The organism is Pseudomonas sp. GW822-FHT04H02, from assembly GCF_058800645.1.
This window is the reverse complement of sequence record NZ_JBXAMM010000007.1, coordinates 40,568-55,866: the sequence shown is the minus strand read 5'-3', so window position 1 is coordinate 55,866 and position 15,299 is coordinate 40,568. Positions and strand designations below refer to the sequence as shown.

The 15,299-nt window shown below is 62.5% G+C and carries 20 protein-coding genes; 19 read left to right on the top strand and 1 reads right to left on the bottom strand.

Annotation, left to right across the window (positions count from 1 at the left end; all coding sequences use genetic code 11):
• The first annotated feature begins 40 nt into the window (after positions 1 to 40).
• The 16 genes from AC1RMG_RS26875 to AC1RMG_RS26800 all read left to right on the top strand — a co-directional run bounded on the left by AC1RMG_RS26875 (position 41) and on the right by AC1RMG_RS26800 (position 12,352).
• Positions 41 to 1,036: a major capsid protein gene (locus AC1RMG_RS26875; RefSeq protein WP_493170665.1), complete on the top strand. Its 996-nt coding sequence runs from the start codon at positions 41 to 43 to the stop codon at positions 1,034 to 1,036.
• A 2-nt stretch (positions 1,037 to 1,038) separates the two neighbouring features.
• Positions 1,039 to 1,353: a head-tail joining protein gene (locus AC1RMG_RS26870; RefSeq protein WP_306404401.1), complete on the top strand. Its 315-nt coding sequence runs from the start codon at positions 1,039 to 1,041 to the stop codon at positions 1,351 to 1,353.
• The gene (locus AC1RMG_RS26865) at positions 1,350 to 2,003 is read left to right on the top strand and encodes a hypothetical protein (RefSeq protein ID WP_493170663.1); all 654 of its coding nucleotides are present in this window, start codon (positions 1,350 to 1,352) and stop codon (positions 2,001 to 2,003) included. Before AC1RMG_RS26870 ends, AC1RMG_RS26865 begins: the two co-directional genes overlap by 4 nt.
• Positions 1,996 to 2,508: a hypothetical protein gene (locus AC1RMG_RS26860; protein WP_493170662.1), complete on the top strand. Its 513-nt coding sequence runs from the start codon at positions 1,996 to 1,998 to the stop codon at positions 2,506 to 2,508. Before AC1RMG_RS26865 ends, AC1RMG_RS26860 begins: the two co-directional genes overlap by 8 nt.
• The gene (locus tag AC1RMG_RS26855; protein ID WP_493170660.1) at positions 2,505 to 3,098 is read left to right on the top strand and encodes a phage baseplate assembly protein V; all 594 of its coding nucleotides are present in this window, start codon (positions 2,505 to 2,507) and stop codon (positions 3,096 to 3,098) included. Before AC1RMG_RS26860 ends, AC1RMG_RS26855 begins: the two co-directional genes overlap by 4 nt.
• Before the next feature lie 64 nt (positions 3,099 to 3,162).
• Positions 3,163 to 3,363, top strand: a complete 201-nt coding sequence (locus AC1RMG_RS26850; protein WP_493170654.1) for a hypothetical protein — start codon at positions 3,163 to 3,165, stop codon at positions 3,361 to 3,363.
• Between the two features lie 4 nt (positions 3,364 to 3,367).
• Positions 3,368 to 3,694, top strand: coding sequence for a GPW/gp25 family protein (locus AC1RMG_RS26845; RefSeq protein ID WP_072444073.1), 327 nt, complete (start codon positions 3,368 to 3,370; stop codon positions 3,692 to 3,694).
• Positions 3,691 to 4,572 (top strand): baseplate assembly protein, encoded by an 882-nt coding sequence (locus AC1RMG_RS26840; protein ID WP_493170652.1) that lies wholly within the window; start codon positions 3,691 to 3,693, stop codon positions 4,570 to 4,572. Before AC1RMG_RS26845 ends, AC1RMG_RS26840 begins: the two co-directional genes overlap by 4 nt.
• A gap of 1 nt (position 4,573) precedes the next feature.
• Positions 4,574 to 5,179 (top strand): phage tail protein I, encoded by a 606-nt coding sequence (locus AC1RMG_RS26835; protein WP_493170650.1) that lies wholly within the window; start codon positions 4,574 to 4,576, stop codon positions 5,177 to 5,179.
• Positions 5,176 to 6,501, top strand: coding sequence for a phage tail protein (locus AC1RMG_RS26830; protein WP_493170648.1), 1,326 nt, complete (start codon positions 5,176 to 5,178; stop codon positions 6,499 to 6,501). Before AC1RMG_RS26835 ends, AC1RMG_RS26830 begins: the two co-directional genes overlap by 4 nt.
• Positions 6,502 to 6,604: 103 nt before the next feature.
• Positions 6,605 to 7,768, top strand: coding sequence for a phage tail sheath subtilisin-like domain-containing protein (locus AC1RMG_RS26825; RefSeq protein ID WP_493170646.1), 1,164 nt, complete (start codon positions 6,605 to 6,607; stop codon positions 7,766 to 7,768).
• 12 nt (positions 7,769 to 7,780) lie between these two features.
• Positions 7,781 to 8,290: a phage major tail tube protein gene (locus tag AC1RMG_RS26820; protein ID WP_493170644.1), complete on the top strand. Its 510-nt coding sequence runs from the start codon at positions 7,781 to 7,783 to the stop codon at positions 8,288 to 8,290.
• Between the two features lie 11 nt (positions 8,291 to 8,301).
• Positions 8,302 to 8,607, top strand: a complete 306-nt coding sequence (locus AC1RMG_RS26815) for a phage tail assembly protein (RefSeq protein ID WP_493170642.1) — start codon at positions 8,302 to 8,304, stop codon at positions 8,605 to 8,607.
• Positions 8,608 to 8,748: 141 nt separating this feature from the next.
• Positions 8,749 to 11,307: a phage tail tape measure protein gene (locus AC1RMG_RS26810; protein WP_493170641.1), complete on the top strand. Its 2,559-nt coding sequence runs from the start codon at positions 8,749 to 8,751 to the stop codon at positions 11,305 to 11,307.
• 9 nt (positions 11,308 to 11,316) lie between these two features.
• Positions 11,317 to 12,162 (top strand): phage tail protein, encoded by an 846-nt coding sequence (locus AC1RMG_RS26805; protein WP_493170639.1) that lies wholly within the window; start codon positions 11,317 to 11,319, stop codon positions 12,160 to 12,162.
• On the top strand, positions 12,137 to 12,352 hold the full coding sequence (locus tag AC1RMG_RS26800) for a tail protein X (RefSeq protein WP_493170637.1): 216 nt from the start codon (positions 12,137 to 12,139) through the stop codon (positions 12,350 to 12,352). Before AC1RMG_RS26805 ends, AC1RMG_RS26800 begins: the two co-directional genes overlap by 26 nt.
• Here the strand turns inward: AC1RMG_RS26800 and AC1RMG_RS26795 are convergent.
• On the bottom strand, positions 12,349 to 12,819 hold the full coding sequence (locus tag AC1RMG_RS26795; protein WP_493170635.1) for a hypothetical protein: 471 nt from the start codon (positions 12,817 to 12,819) through the stop codon (positions 12,349 to 12,351). The two genes, AC1RMG_RS26800 and AC1RMG_RS26795, sit on opposite strands and share 4 nt — an antisense overlap.
• An 80-nt stretch (positions 12,820 to 12,899) precedes the next feature.
• Between AC1RMG_RS26795 and AC1RMG_RS26790 the strand changes: the two genes are divergently transcribed.
• The 3 genes from AC1RMG_RS26790 to AC1RMG_RS26780 are packed head-to-tail and all read left to right on the top strand — an operon-like array spanning position 12,900 to position 15,040.
• Positions 12,900 to 13,943 (top strand): phage late control D family protein, encoded by a 1,044-nt coding sequence (locus AC1RMG_RS26790; RefSeq protein WP_493170633.1) that lies wholly within the window; start codon positions 12,900 to 12,902, stop codon positions 13,941 to 13,943.
• A 27-nt stretch (positions 13,944 to 13,970) separates the two neighbouring features.
• Positions 13,971 to 14,522, top strand: a complete 552-nt coding sequence (locus AC1RMG_RS26785; protein WP_493170631.1) for a glycoside hydrolase family 19 protein — start codon at positions 13,971 to 13,973, stop codon at positions 14,520 to 14,522.
• Positions 14,519 to 15,040 (top strand): lysis system i-spanin subunit Rz, encoded by a 522-nt coding sequence (locus AC1RMG_RS26780; RefSeq protein ID WP_493170630.1) that lies wholly within the window; start codon positions 14,519 to 14,521, stop codon positions 15,038 to 15,040. Before AC1RMG_RS26785 ends, AC1RMG_RS26780 begins: the two co-directional genes overlap by 4 nt.
• Positions 15,041 to 15,299: the final 259 nt, after the last annotated feature.

Sequence of the window (15,299 nt, the reverse complement as noted above, 5' to 3'; positions counted from 1 at the left end):
GCCCGCCTTTGCGGGTTTTTTGTTTTCTGGAGATTGCTTCATGGCTGATATTGAGATTTTCAACGACGACGCGTTTTCTGTTTCTTCGCTGACGGCGGCGATCAACGATCAGGAGTATCTCCCGGGTCGTATCGGCAGCCTGGGCCTGTTCCAGGAGCAGGGCATTACCACCCTGACGGTGCAGATCGAGAAGGACGGCGACACCCTCGCCCTGGTCCCTGCGGGCGAGCGTGGCACCTCGGGCCTGGTGGTCGGAGGTAGCAAGCGTAACCTGATCCCGTTTAACACCGTGCACCTGCCGGAACGCTTTGCCATCAAGGCCGACGAAATTCAGGGCATCCGCGCTTTCGGTACCCGCAGTGAGCTGCAGTCGGTGCAAGACGTGGTTAACAAGCGCCTGGCCAAGTGCCGTCGACAGTTGGACGCCACCCACGAATTCCAGCGCATGGGTGCCTTGAACGGCCAGATCCTCGATGCCGACGGCAAGACGGTGCTGTTGGACATCTACAAGACCTTTGGGGTGACTCGCAAAAAGATGCCAATGGGGCTCAACGACCCTGCCACTGAAATCCGCGTCAAATGCGGCGAGGCCCTGGACCTGCAAGAGGATGCCTTGGGCAGTATCACCAGCACCGGAGCACGGGCGTTTTGTGGCAAGAACTTCTGGAACAGGCTGATCGTCCACGAGAAGGTCGAGCAAACCTTCCTCAACACCCAGCAGGCTGCAGCACTGCGGGGGGATGCCCGCGAGAGCTTCGAGTTCGGTGGCATCGTCTGGGAGCGCTATCGCGGCAAGGTTGCTGGGGTTTCCTTTGTTCATGACGACAAGGCGCTGCTGATTCCCGAGGGCGTGCCGGATCTGTACATCTCGGTGTTTGCCCCGGCCGACTACATGGAGACGGTCAACACCGAGGGCCTGCCGTACTACAGCAAGATCGAGCCGATGCCGTTCGGCAAGGGCATGGCCGGCGAAGCGCAGTCGAACCCATTGCATCTGTGCACGCGACCATTGGCGCAGATCCTGCTGGAGATGTAGCCGTGGGCATTCGCGAGTTGGTCGCCGATGTTGACGATGCGGTATTCGAGGCGCTGGGGGACACGGCCTACATCGAGGGGCGCGAGGTGCTGGGGATGTTCTCGGCGCCTTGGCTGCAACCCAAGCTCGGCAAGATGAATACGGGCCTGCGCGAGCCACATCTGGTGATCCGTGTATCGGATGCCGAGGGGGTAGAGGTACGTCAGCAGGTGCGCATCGATCTGCCCGCGCACGATGGAGGTGGCCTGTACACCTTGATTCTGATTGAGCCAGGAGGCGATGGCCTGGTCAGTCTCATTCTGAGGATCAATCCATGAGCATCGGCAGCTACGCTCGGCAATCAGCCAGCGAAGGCATGATCACGCTGCAGCCCTCGGCCGTCGATCTGCAAGCGTTCAAGGACTTTGCGGCCGTGGTGCCCAAGGCAGCGGCAGCGGCCCAGCGCCGGGCGATCAACAAGACCTTGCGTTGGTTGCGGACCTACATCGCCAGGGCTGTCAGCAGCAAGGAGCGCATTGCGGTCGGGGCGGTTCGCCAGCGTTTGCGGGCTTACCCCATCAACAGCAATGGCCAGGGCAAGCTCTGGTTCGGCATCAACCCGATTGAGTCGAGCCGGATCGGTCGAGCCCGCCAGAATCGGTCGGGTGTGTCGGTCGCGGGGCGGCGCTATCAAGGGGCCTTCTTCAAGAAGGTCTATGGCAGCCAGGCGGACATCTGGATTCGGACTGGCAGCAAGCACTTCGACCCGAGCGACTACCCCGAAACAAGGGAGGGAAAGCGGCGCTCAGGCTTCATCAACGAGAACGACAACCGCTTCCCCCTTGCCAAGGCAAAGGTGTCGCTGGATGACGTGCGGCCGATCTTTGATGAGTGGGTCAGGCGGGCTGATGAAAGGCTGCTGGAGATCCTCGAACAGGAACTGAACTTTGAGCTGCAGAAGTATCTGCGAGGTGGCAAACGTGCCTGATGAACCTTTCAGCCTGGACCAGTTGTACAGCGCGATAGAGCGACACATTCGTGATGCCATCCCCGGCTTGGCCTATGTCGCGGTCATGCCCGATCTGTTGGATCGTGTGGCGATCCCGGCGGTGGTGATTGAGTTGGTGGAGCTGGAGCCAGGTAGCGATCAGATGACTGGCGAAACGGCGCTGGATGCTCGCTTTGAGGCGCGAGTAATCGTGGGGTCTGAACTACCCCAGTGTCAGCAGCAAGCGGCCTTTGTTGCTTCGCAGATTGCGGTGCTGTTGCGCATGCAAACCTGGGGTGTCGAGGTGGCCGCTGCAGAGTTTGTGCGGTCCGCCCAGGACTGGACCCGGCCAGAGCTGGATGGGTACGCGGTCTGGGTCGTGGAATGGACCCAGGGGATATACCTCGGCAAAGAGGAATGGCCGTGGCCGGATCAGCCGGCGGGTGTCCTTGAACTCAACCTGGGAGGGGATGCCCCGGGTGTTCGTGTCGAGGTTCAGCCATGAGCGGCTACGTTTCAGCTGCTCACGACCGCATGATCGCGGGCCTGATCATCCCTTGCAGTGTGGTCGGCGTGGATCTCGCTGGTGGGCTGGTGCGGGTTTCCGATGGTGCCGGCTGGACTAGCGCCTGGGTCCGCTGGCACAGCCAGGCCGCAGGCAAGGCCCGGCACTGGCGGGCGCCGAGCCTGGGTGAGCAGGGCGCCTTGATCAGTCCCAGTGGTGAACCGGCACAAGGCACGTTTGTGCCCGGCTTGTATGGCAACGCCGGTCCGCAGCCCGACAACCGCGACCACGTCGAGGTCTGGCGCTTCGACGATGGCGGCTCGTTGGTTTACGACTGGCAGGCCAAAAGCTACAGCATCAACCTGCCCGGCGGCACGGTGACCATTCAGGTCGGCGGCAGCTCGGCGGTGGTGACGGATAGCAGCATTACAGGTAAGGCCGACACCATCACGCTGACCGGGCAGATCACCTTGAATGGCGACGTGCAAATCAACGGCGCGAGCTTGAAGCACAACGGGGTGAATGTTGGATCGACCCATACCCACTTGGGTGTGATGCCGGGGCCGGGTTCAACCGCGCCGCCCCAGTGATGCTTCCCGCCATTGCTAACCAACCCAACCGCCGAGCGCGGTTTTTTTGTACCTGGAGAACAGCATGTCCACACCCAAAAAACTCACCGATGAGTCGGCCAGCTCCGGCCCTTCGGTGTTCCGCGACACCCTCTACACCTCCCGGGTGCTGATCCTGCCGGACGGCCGCCAGTTGGCCGTGGTCCAGGGGCGGGTATCCGCTGACGCTGGAGACAGCGCCGCGCGGGAGTACCTGAGCAAGCACCCGGATCTGCAGCAGGAGTAGCGCGATGATCGGAATGGATCGCCGCACCGGCCAGCCGCTGTCGGGCATCGAGCATGTGCGGCAGTCCATCGAGGACATCCTGACCACGCCGCTGGGCAGCCGTCGGATGCGGCCGGAGTACGGCAGCAACCTGCGCCGCTACGTCGACTTGCCGGTGACCGGCGGGTGGAAAAGCGCGGTGCAGGCCGAGGTGGCTCGGGCGCTGTTGCGCTGGGAGCCACGCTTGAAGCTGGAGCGGGTGCGGGTGGTAGCGGTGGTGGGCGGCCAGATCAGCTTCGAGCTGGTCGGTCAGTACCTGGGCAATAACGCGGTTTTGGAGGTAACGGCATGAGCATGCTGGACTTGTCGGTACTGCCGGCGCCGCAGGTGCTGGAAGCCTTGGACTTTGAGGAGTTATATCAAAGCAAGCTGGCGGCCTTTCGCCGGCACATGGGCGAGAACTGGACGGCCAACCTGGAGAGCGACCCGGTCACCAAGCAGCTGGAGCTGTCAGCCTACGGGGATATGCAGCTGCGGGCCCGGGTCAACGACGCGGCCAAGGCGCTGCTGCTGGCCCACGCCAAAGGCTCGGACTTGGATCACCTGGCGGCCAACGTCAACTTGCAGCGCCTGGTGATCCAGGCCGGTGACTCGCAGGCGGTGCCGCCGGTGGAGGAGGTCAAGGAAGCCGACGACGCTCTGCGCGAGCGTGTCCAGTTGGCATATGAGGGCCTGACCACGGCTGGCCCGCGTAACAGCTACATCCTGCATGCGCGCAATGCCTCGGCCCTGGTGGCTGATGCCGAGGCCGAAAGCCCGTCGCCGGCCTGCGTGACGGTCACAGTGTTGAGCCTGGAAGGCGACGGCGCGGCCGCTCCCGAGCTGCTGGCGACAGTCGCGGCCGCCCTCAACGATGAGGACGTGCGGCCGCTGGGGGATCGGGTCACCGTGCAGAGTGCCCAGGTGCTGCCGTATCGCATTGACGCGGTGCTGCACATGAAGGGCCCGGGGCCAGAGAGTGACGCCGCCCTGGCCGAGGCTGAGCGCAAGCTGGCCGCCTGGGTCAACCCGCGCCGGCGCCTGGGCATCGAGGTGGCCCGTTCGGCCATTGATGCGCAACTGCATGTGCCTGGCGTGGCTCGGGTCGAGTTGACGGGGTGGCAGGACATCGCCCCGACCAGGGCCCAGGCGGCGTACTGCATGGGCTACAGCGTCACGCTGGGAGGCTGACATGACCAGCCTATTGCCGATCAACAGTACGCCGTTGGAAAGGGCCCTTGAGGCTGCGAACGCCGGCGACACCTCGATTGTGCTGCGCACCTTGTACAACCCCGCGACCTGTCCGGTGCATCTGTTGCCGCAATTGGCCTGGGCCTGGTCGGTGGATCGCTGGGACCCGCGCTGGTCCGAGACGGTCAAGCGCAACGCGATACGTGCGGCCCACTTCATCCATGCCCGCAAGGGCACCATCGGTGCGCTGCGTCGGGCGGTGGAGCCGCTGGGCTACCTGATCGAGGTGGTCGAGTGGTGGCAGACGGTCCCCCAGGGCGAGCCCGCGACCTTTGCGCTTAAGGTCGGTGTGCTGGACACCGGCATCACCGAGGAAATGTATGAGGAGCTGGCCCGGCTCATCGATGACGCCAAACCTGTCAGCCGGCACATGGTCGACCTGGCCATCAGCCTAGAGATCTCCGGGCTGATCAACTTCGGCGGCTATGTGGATCAAGGCGAAGTGATCGACGTTTACCCCCCAATCTCTCGCGATATCGAAGTGACCGGCCGTTTCGGCCAGGTCGTGTGCATTGATGAAATAGACACTCTGGACGTGTACCCATGATCGATTCCAATAGTCAGTTCTTCGCCATCCTCACGGCGGCGGGCGAGGCAAAACAGGCCAACGCTACTGCGCTCGGTGTGCCCTGGACCTTCAAGGATATGGCGGTGGGAGATGCCAACGGCACCGACCCTATCCCGAGCCGGACCCAGACCAAGCTGATCAACGAATGGCGCCGGGCGCCGGTCAATCAGGTGCGCACTGACACGACGAACCCCAACCTGATCATTACCGAGCAGGTGATCCCTGCTGATGTTGGCGGGCGTTGGATCCGTGAAGTCGGCCTGTACGATGCCGACGGTGACCTGGTGGCAGTGGCCAACTGCGCTCCAAGCTTCAAGCCCCTGCTGGCCCAGGGCACCGGCAAAACCCAAATCATCCGCATGAACTTTATTGTGTCGAACACCGCGCAGATCGTGCTCAAGATCGATCCGGCGGTGGTGCTTGCGACCCGGCAATATGTTGATGATTTTTTCGGGGCAGTCCTGCCGGCGAACAAGACCCCGGGGACTTACCGGCAGGTCACCATTGATAAGCGGGGCATCGTTGTCAGCGGAACGAATCCGACGACTCTGGCGGGGAATGGCATCACTGATGCCTTTACCAAGCCTGAAACCACATCAGCCATTCAGCAGGCCATCGCTGGCTTGGTGTCCTCGTCACCGGCGGCGCTCGATACGCTGAAAGAACTGGCCGATGCGCTGGGGAATGACCCCAACTTTGCTGCCACCATGACCAATGCCATTGCCAAAAAGGCAGACAAGGCAGGGACGCTGGGCGGGTATGGCATTGCTGACGCATACACGAAAGACGAAGTGAACCGCTTGATTCCTGCACCGCCTGGGCAGGCGACCGAGGCGATGAAGGGGATTGCAAAGGTGGCAACCAAGGGGCAGGTTGCAGAGCTTGCTGATGATCAGACCATCGTTACGCCGCTGAAGCTTGCACCATTGGCTAACAAGGTCGCTACGCTAGAAGGCGGCCAGGTGTTCACCCGTCCGTTTAAGTCTAACCAGCTTGTGATTAGCGTAGGGGGGGAAGGCTATGTACCCCATGGCCTGGGTCGCCTGCCCGAGTTGTGGTCCTGTTATCTCGAATGTGTAGAGCCAGAGCATGGATACTGGGTCGGGGCTTTGCTGAACATCGCGAGCGTAGCGCCGGACAACGCTTATCAGCTCGGGGTGTCTGTAGTTCCCGATGCTGTGAATCTCAACTACAGGTTCGGAACCCAGGTTGGAGTGTTCTTCGTCCTCGATTGGAGTTCGAAAACGACAAAAGTCATTACGCCGTCGAAGTGGCGGCTTGTCATTAAAGCATGGGCATAACCCTTTAACGCCTGGTCTTGTCGGGGCGTTTTCATTCTGCGCTTCGGCGCCAGTTCCACCCACGGCCTCGCACATGCGGGGCCTTGTCATTTCTGGAGACTCTATGAGCTTTTTTCACGGCGTTACCGTCACCAACGTCGACACCGGCACGCGCACTATCTCGCTGCCGTCGTCCTCGATCATCGGCCTTGTGGACACCTTCACCGAAGGCCCCGACTTCAGCGCCAAGGCCAACGACTTGTTGCTGATCACCAACGAGCGCGAAGCCATCGCGGCCTGGGGCCCCGATGCGGCCATCACCAAGGCGTGCAAGGCCATCTACCAGCGCGCCAAGGCGGTGATCGTTGCATGCGGTGTGGCCAAGGTTCAGGACGCCGCACAGCAGACCTCGGCGATCATCGGCGGGGTGCTGGCCAGCGGTAAGCGTACCGGGCTGCAGGCACTGCTGGACGGCAAGAGCCGTTTCAATGCCCAGCCGCGTTTGCTGGTGACCCCCAAGCACAGCGCCAATCTGCCGGTCGGCACAGCCCTGGTGGCCCTGGCCGACAAGCTGCGGGGCCTGGCGATCCTCGACGGCCCCAACACCACCGACGAGGCGGCCATGGAGTACGCCAAGAACTTCGGCGCCAAGCGGGCCTATCTGGTCGACCCGGGCATTCAGTACTGGGACACCGGCGAGAGCGCGACCGTCGATGCGCCGGCCTCGGCCTGGGCAGCGGGCTTGTTCGCCTGGACCGACAACGAGTACGGCTTCTGGGCTTCGCCGTCGAACAAGGAGTTTGTCGGCCTCACGGGTACTACCCGGCCTATTGAGTTCCTCGACGGGGACGAGACTTGCCGGGCCAACCTGCTGAACAACGCCAACATCACCACGATCATTCGTGATGCGGGCTTCCGTCTGTGGGGCAACCGCACGCTGTCGAGCGATCCGAAGTGGGCGTTTGTCACCCGGGTGCGGACCATGGACATCGTCATGGACGCGATCCTCTACGGGCACAAGTGGGCGGTCGACCGCTCGATCACCGCCACCTATGTCAAGGACGTGACCGAGGGTCTGCAGGCGTTCATGCGCGACCTGAAGAACCAGGGCGCGATTATCAATTTCGAGGTCTACGCGGACACCGAACTCAACACCGCCAGCCAGCTGGAGCAGGGCAAGGTGTACTGGAACATCCGCTTTACAGACGTGCCGCCCGCCGAAAACCCGAACTTCCGCGTCGAGGTCACCAACCAGTGGTTGACCGAAGTCCTCGATTCCGCCGCTTAAGGAGCCGCAGCAATGGCAATGATTCCCGAAACCCTGGCGAACATGAACCTGTTCGTCGATGGCATCAGCTTCCAGGGTGATGTCCCGAGCCTGACCCTGCCCAAGCTCACGCTCAAGACCGAGGAGCACCGGGCCGGCGGTATGGACCTGCCGGTGGAGCTGGACATGGGCATGGAAAAACAAGAAGCCGGCTTTACCACCACCGGTGTGCGCCGCGAGTCGTTGAAGCTCTTCGGCCTGGCCGACGGCACCGCCTTCAACGGGGTGTTCCGGGGCGCTTTCAAGGGCCTCAAGGGCAAGGTCACCCCGGTGATTGTCACCCTGCGCGGCATGCTCAAAGAGGTCGATATGGGCGACTGGAAGGCCGGCGACAAGGCCGAAATCAAGCACAACGTGGCGTTGACTTACTACAAGCTCGAAGTCGACGGCCGCCTCATCTACGAGATCGATGCGCTGGGCATGAAGCGCGTGATCAACGGCGTCGACCAGCTCGCCGCTCAACGTTCGGCCCTTGGCCTGTAAGGAAAACAGCAATGACTCAAGCATCGAAAAAGACACCGGTCTGGATGACCCTGAGCGCCGAGAGCGTGGTCGTGACCCTCACCAAGGCGGTGGAGATGAATGGCGTGGTCTGTGACAAGGTCACCCTGCGCGCACCCACCGTGCGCGATGTGCGCGCCGCTAACACTGCCGCTGGCAGTGACGACGAACAGCGCGAACTCATGCTGTTCTCCAGCCTGGCCGAGGTCGGCGCCAAGGACCTGGAGGGCATGACCCTCAAGGATTATCAGCGCCTGCAGGCCGGCTATTTTCGCCTGGTGCAAGACGACGAACTTTGACCCGGCGGTGATGAAGATGGCGGCGAAGCGGCTCGCGAGCGAGCTGCATTTCTCCGCCGAGGAAATCATGACCATGAGGTTTTCCGACATGGTCTGGTGGCTCACGGACTGAGCCCTTCAACTCGGGCGTAGGGGGATCGGATGGCAAGCAAACTGGCGTTAGGGCTGGTGATCGGCGGCGCCGTCAGTTCGACGGTGGGGGCCGCCTTCAAGACGGTTGAGGGCCGGATCAAGAAGCTGGAGGAACAAGGCAGCAAGGCCAAGGTGCTGAAGAACACCATCGGCGAAACCATGCGTTTGCGGGACGAGTGGAAGAAGGCCCACGACACCGGCGCGGCCTCGGCGGCTGGGTTGCTGCGCAAGTTGGAGGGCAACCTGAGTAGCCTGCAGAAGCAAGGCATCCAGGTCAGCAAACTGCGCCAGGAGTATCAGGCACTGGGCCGCGTGGCCAGGGGTGCAGATCTGCAGCTCAGGGGGCATCAGCAGATCCAGCAAGGCAAGGAGGGCCTCAAGTCCGGAATCGGCCAGGCCGTGGCCGGGGTCGGTGCGGTGGCCATTCCGACCAAGATAAGCGCGGACTATCAGGCGATCATCCGCGACATTGCGATCAAGGCCAACGTGGCGAACAAGCCAGAAGAAGCCCAGATGACCCGCGCGATCATCCAGACATCGCAAGACACCGGGATGGGGCGCAATGAGGTGGCCGATCTGGTGAACCAATTGGTCGGCGCCGGCATGGAGCTGGACAAGGCGTTGTCCTATGCGCCAGTGGCGGCCAAGTTTGCGGTGGGGCAGGGCTCGGGTGGTGAGGACACCGCCAAGATGATCCAGGCGCTGGAGCAGAACGCCAAGATCAGCGACCCGAAGGTTATGGAGAAGGCCCTGGAAGCCATCGCCATGCAGGGCCAGGCGGGCAGCTTTGAGGCCGCCGACATGGCACGCTGGTTCCCGCAGCTACTGGCAGGCATGGGCAAGATGGAAATCACCGGCATGGATGCGGTGAGTCAGCTGGGCTCGATGCTGCAGGTCCAGATGAAGACCGCCGGCGGCTCCGATGAGGCGGCCAACAACCTGAAGAACTGGATGGAGAAAATCGGTTCCAGTGAAGTGGTCAAGGCGTACAAGGATGCCGGTATTGATTACCAGGCCTCGCTGAGCACTGGCGTCCAGAAAGGCATGTCGACCCTGGAGTCGAGCTTCGAGCTGGCCATGAAGTACATCAAGGCCACGGATCCGGCCAAGGCCGCGAAGATGGCCGAGGCCCAGGCGAAGATCAGCAAGGAAGCGGACCCAGTCAAAGCCAAGGCCATGCTCAACGCCTTGGAGCAGTCGTTGCGCACTGGCGATCTGTTCGCCGATATGCAGGTCAAGGCGGCGTTGACGGCGTACTCGCAGAACCGGGAGCTGTACGAGCAGCTCAAGAAAGACTCGCTGAGCGCCAGTGGCATTCTCGACAAGAACCTGGCCGAGCGCCGGGAAACCTCTTCCCAACTGTGGGCCGAAACAGCTCACGCGATGAACGATGGCATGCGGGCCGTGGGGGATGCTCTGCGGCCGGCAACGGATGCGGTGGCCAAGCACATCACCACCGTGGCGAAGTCGCTGACCGGTCTGGCGGAGAAAGCCCCGCCCCTGGTGATTGGGATCACCGCCCTGGGCGCTGGGCTGGTCGCGCTGAAGAGCGTGGTGTCCGCCTTCAAGATCGGAAAGGGCTTGCTCAATGTGGCCCGGGGTTCGTTGATGGGTAACCCGAATGTGATTCAGCGGGTGTTTGTCACCAACGCCGGTGGGTTGGGGGGAGGCGACTACGACCTCGACGGTGGTAGGGACAAGAAAGGCGGCAAGGGTGGCAAGGGGGGGAGTGCAGGACGGGCGGGAAGGTTTGGTCGTGTCGGTCAGGCCCTCAGGAATGTCTTCAGTCGTGGCGGTATGGGACGTGTTGCCAAGGGTGCTGCGAGCCTAGGGTCGGCGACCCTGAAAGGGGCAGGTTCCCTATTCAAGGGACTAGCGCCAGCGATTAAGGGGGTGGGATTGCTGTCGGTGTTGAGCGCCGGCCTCAAGGTTGCTGATACCTACCAGAATGCCAAGACCCGTGATGAAAAGGCCGAAGGATATGGCGGTGCGGCGGGAGGCTTAGCAGGCTCGTTGGTGGGGGCAAAAATGGGGTTGGCCGCTGGTGCCGCACTCGGCTCCATCGTGCCTGGGCTTGGTACGGCCATCGGTGGGGCAATCGGTGCCGCCATCGGGGGAACGGCTGGTTACTTTGGCGGGGATGCTCTGGGCTCATATGCCGGCAAAGCGATGTTTGGTTCCGACGATTCGCTCAAGCGAATGCCCGCAGCGGGGCCGCTGATGATGGTCAACGCTGGCAAGGACATCCCGCCGGTCCTGGGTGACATTGCGAAATCGTTCAAGACCGGACAGACACCCCCGATGATGGGGCAGGTGGTGCGCTCCATGGGGACCGGCACTCCGTCGGCAGCTGTGCCGGCAATGCTCAAGGCGCCAGAGCCTGCGAAGCAGGTGCCCAAGGTCGACCAGCAATTTGCTTTCTCGCCGAACCTGCAGGTCACGGTGCAGGGGGACGTTAAGGACCCAGCTCAGGTGGCCCGGGAGGTTGAGCCTTACATGCGCCGGATGTTCGACGAGTACAGCCGCCAGGCTGCGGCTCGTCAGCTGTCGGACGAACCACACGTTTAAGGAGGTGCCATGGCGTACATGGAACAACTGCAGTCAGGGTTCCAGTCCCTGGTCGAGGCGGGGGAGGCGGGCCGCAGCAGTGCGGATGGCATGCTGACCCCGCTGAACGGAGCCATTAGCGAGATTACCGGCGCCGCCTCTGAGCTGGAGAGCATCCCGTTTGTGGGGCCTGAGATGGGCGCCAAGCTGCAGCGGACCTTGCGCGGCATCACCGCCGCGCAGTCCGTGGTCGGTGAGGTGGCGGCCAAGTACAGCCAGGCCGTGTCGGCGGCGGGGCAGATCCAGCAGCGGCTCGGTACGTTGCAGGAGCAGACCGCCAAGGCCAGCGCGGCGATCAACCGGATCGGTGGGCAGGTCAGCCCGTCCCTGGGCAGCATCCTTCCGACCGGTTCATTCGGTGGCCTGGGTACTCCGGCCGCCGCGGCGGTGAAGCCGTTCCCGCACTTGCTGATCATTCAGCCGTTCCGGGTTGCCGGTGAAGCCTTTTACTTCAACCTCGACACCGCAGCCTTTGAAGAACTGCGCCGTCAGACCGGTTTCCGCTGGGCCGGCCAGGAACGCCTGACCCGCAGCATCGCGCAGCAGGCGGTCGGACAGGGCGACGACAAGATCACACTCAAGGGCGCGGTGTTTCCGGGGTTCAAGGGTGGACTGGGTCAGTTGCAAAAACTGCGCAGCATCGGGCGCCGCCTGCAGCCGCTGAGTCTGACCACGGGCTATGGCGAAGTGCTGGGCACCTGGTGCCTGACCAGTCTTGAGGAGGAGCAGAGCCATCTGCTGGCCGGGGGCATCCCGCGTAAGCAGGGCTTTTCAATGGAGTTTGTGAGCTATGGCGACGACATGCAGAACGTCTGACGGGGATCTGCTCGACACCCTGTGTCACCAGTATTACGGGCACCTCAATGGCAGTGTCGAAGCGGTGCTGGATGCAAACCAGGGGCTGGCCGATGAGCCCCAGCCGTTCCGGGCTGGGGTGCTGATCGTGTTGCCGGAGCTGCCGGAGCTGCCGGCGGTGACGGAGGCCGCGCTGCAGTTGTGGGATTAGCCGGCGGCCTTGGCGCATTCCTTGGCGTTGGCCTGGTAGGACGTGTTGTCTTCGGAGTACTGACGAGCATCTTTGAAAATCATGCCCTGCCAGGATGAAGCCGCGTCGATTGCGGCGGAACGGCATTTAGCGAAGGGGGCAAACAGCGATCCGAAGCGGTCGCTTTCGTCCATTAACTTTTTCAGCGCAATGGCTTGATCGCGAGCTTGTTTGCCGTCCATAGCTCCGGACAGCGCCAGGGTTTGGCCGTGTTCTACCGTCTTGTTAAGGCGCTTGAGGAACTCGCGGGCTTCCTCGGGCTTGATCTTCTTGGCTGCTTCCTGAGCTGCAATGGCTTGCCTGCCGCGCTCTGCGGCTTCGGCGCTCACCGGCGCATCGTCACCCAGGTCTATAACTCGCAGTTTCTGTTCGGCCTGTGCCATCGAGGCGGCCAACAGGCACAGCGTCAATCCGAAAATCCTTTTCACTTTCTCAACTCCTGTAGGGGCAACGGCTCGGGATTCTATGAAGTCCCCGTCGCTGTGTCACCCAGGGGGAGGCTTATTGCATGACGCCTGTATTCCGAATCGTTGCGGACGGCAAGAACATCACCGCGCTGATCAATGACCGACTGTTGACCCTGCGCACCTCGGACAAGCCCGGCATGGAGTCGGACGAGTTTGAGCTGCGCATCGACGACCGCGACGGCGCGGTGGCGTTGCCCAGCCGGGGCGCGAGCATCGAGGTGTTCATGGGGTACGCCGGCCAGTCACTGACCCGCCTTGGGCGCTACATGGTGGACGAGGTCGTGGTCACGGGCCCGCCTGATTCTATCGAGATCCGGGGCAAGGCCAGCGACATGCGCGGCAGTGGCAAGACCACCCGCAGCGGGAGCTGGGAAAACGTCCCGCTGCAGCAGATCGTGCGCGATGTGGCGACCCGCAATGGCTGGCAACCGGTGTGCCCGGTAACCACCAAGGTGCCTCGGGTCGATCAGCTCAATGAATCCGACTTCAACTTCATCACACGCCTAGCCAAGCAGTACGACTGCACGGCCAAGGTGGCCGATGGCAAACTTCTGGTGCTGCCCCGGCAGGCCGGGCAGAGCGCCAGCGGCAAGGCCCTTGGCACCGTCACCATCACCCGCCGCGACGTGAGCCGCTATCAGTTCCGTCTGGGGGACAAAAGCACCCACAAGGCGGTGCAGACCAAGCACCAGGACAAGAAGAGCGGAAAGCTGCGGGTCGTCGACCTGGGCAACGAGGACTCACCGGACGGCCTGCCGCCGGTGCACACCGACCGCCACATCTACCCGAACAAGTCCGCTGCCGAGCAGGCTGCCAAGGCGCGTCTGGCGGCGTTCAACCGCAGCACCGCCGGTGTGCGCCTGGAGATGCCGGGCCGAACCGACCTATTCGCTGAACGCATGATCAATGCCCAGGGCTTCAAGGTCGGCCTCGATGGCGAGTACCTGGTGGACTCGGTCGAGCAGGTGTTTACCCAGTCCGGGTGGAGCACCACGGTCGAATGCAACGGCGGCAAGAAGGGTAAGGCGAAAGCCAAAGGCAAGAAAAAGAAAGAAACCAAGCCGCTCAAGGTTGTGCAGCTTTAAACCCCATCATCACTGGAGAAATCAGGCATGACCATCACCGCGCAGCAGCTGCTGCAGATCCTCCCCAACGCCGGCGCTAAAGTCGGCGTTTTTGTTCCTGCTCTCAACGCCGCCATGAGCAAGTACGGCATCGTCACCCGCCTGCGCATGGCGGCGTTCATCGCGCAGATCGGCCATGAGTCCGGCCAGTTGCGCTGGGTTCGCGAGCTTGGCAGCGATCAGTACCTGAGCAAGTACGACACCGGCACCCTGGCCAAGCGCCTGGGTAACACCCCCGAAGCGGACGGTGACGGCCAGAAGTACCGGGGCCGGGGGCTGATTCAGGTCACGGGCCGGGCGAACTATGAAGCCTGTAGCGAAGCGCTGTTCAGCGATGCTCGACTACTCAACACCCCCGAACTGCTGGAAACCCCGGTCTATGCTGCGCTGTCGGCGGGTTGGTTCTGGCAGCGGGCAGGGCTGAACACCCTGGCCGATAAAGGCGACTTCCTCACCATCACCAAGCGCATCAACGGAGGAACCAACGGCCTGGCGGATCGCGAGGCGCTGTATGAGCGTGCATTGAGGGTGCTGCCTTGAAGGCCCCGGGCTGGCTGCTGCCGGTCCTGGCCCTGGTGCTGGGGTTTGCCCTGGGTGGTTGGCTGGCCTGGACGTGGCAGGCCAACGCCTACGGCAAGGATCTCGCTGATCAGGCCGAGGCGTACAGCACTGATCGCGAGCAGGCCGCCACGGCGGTGATCAACTGGCAGGAAACCCAGCAGGATGCCCGCCGGGCGCTGGAGGATCGCCTGCAGGCGAATGACGAAACCCACTACAAGGAATTGCACGATGCTCAAACGAACCAGGCTCGCCTGCGTGATCAGTTGGCTACTGCTGACCTGCGGCTGTCAGTCCTACTCAACACCGCCGCCTCGGGTGGTAGCGGTGGGGTGTCAGCCACCGCCGGCACCTGCGGCGTGGTTCATGGAAGAGCGCGAGCCGAACTTGACCCAGCGGCTGCTCAACGAATTGTCGCCATTGCCGGAGACGGCGACCAAGGATTGATTGCCCTGGCGGCGTGTCAGAACTACGTCAAAGAAATCGTTTCAAGGAAGTGAAAAAGGAGTGGGGCCAGATGCGTCAACATTAAGCCCGGCCGCAGCCTCTGCAATTTCAGCCAAGGTCCTTGAGCGTGCGCTACCACGTGTTTTCTGTACGGAAGAGATATGGGTCTTTTGGAGGCGTTCTTGCACCGCCTAAAGTGGGTGTTCAGCCTTCGTCAGTTGGCGAGTGATGGAAGAAAAAAAGCCTCAGAACCTCATCGGCATCCACCTCGCACAGATTTTCGCGGGTGATGCGACAAACATTCGGCATTGC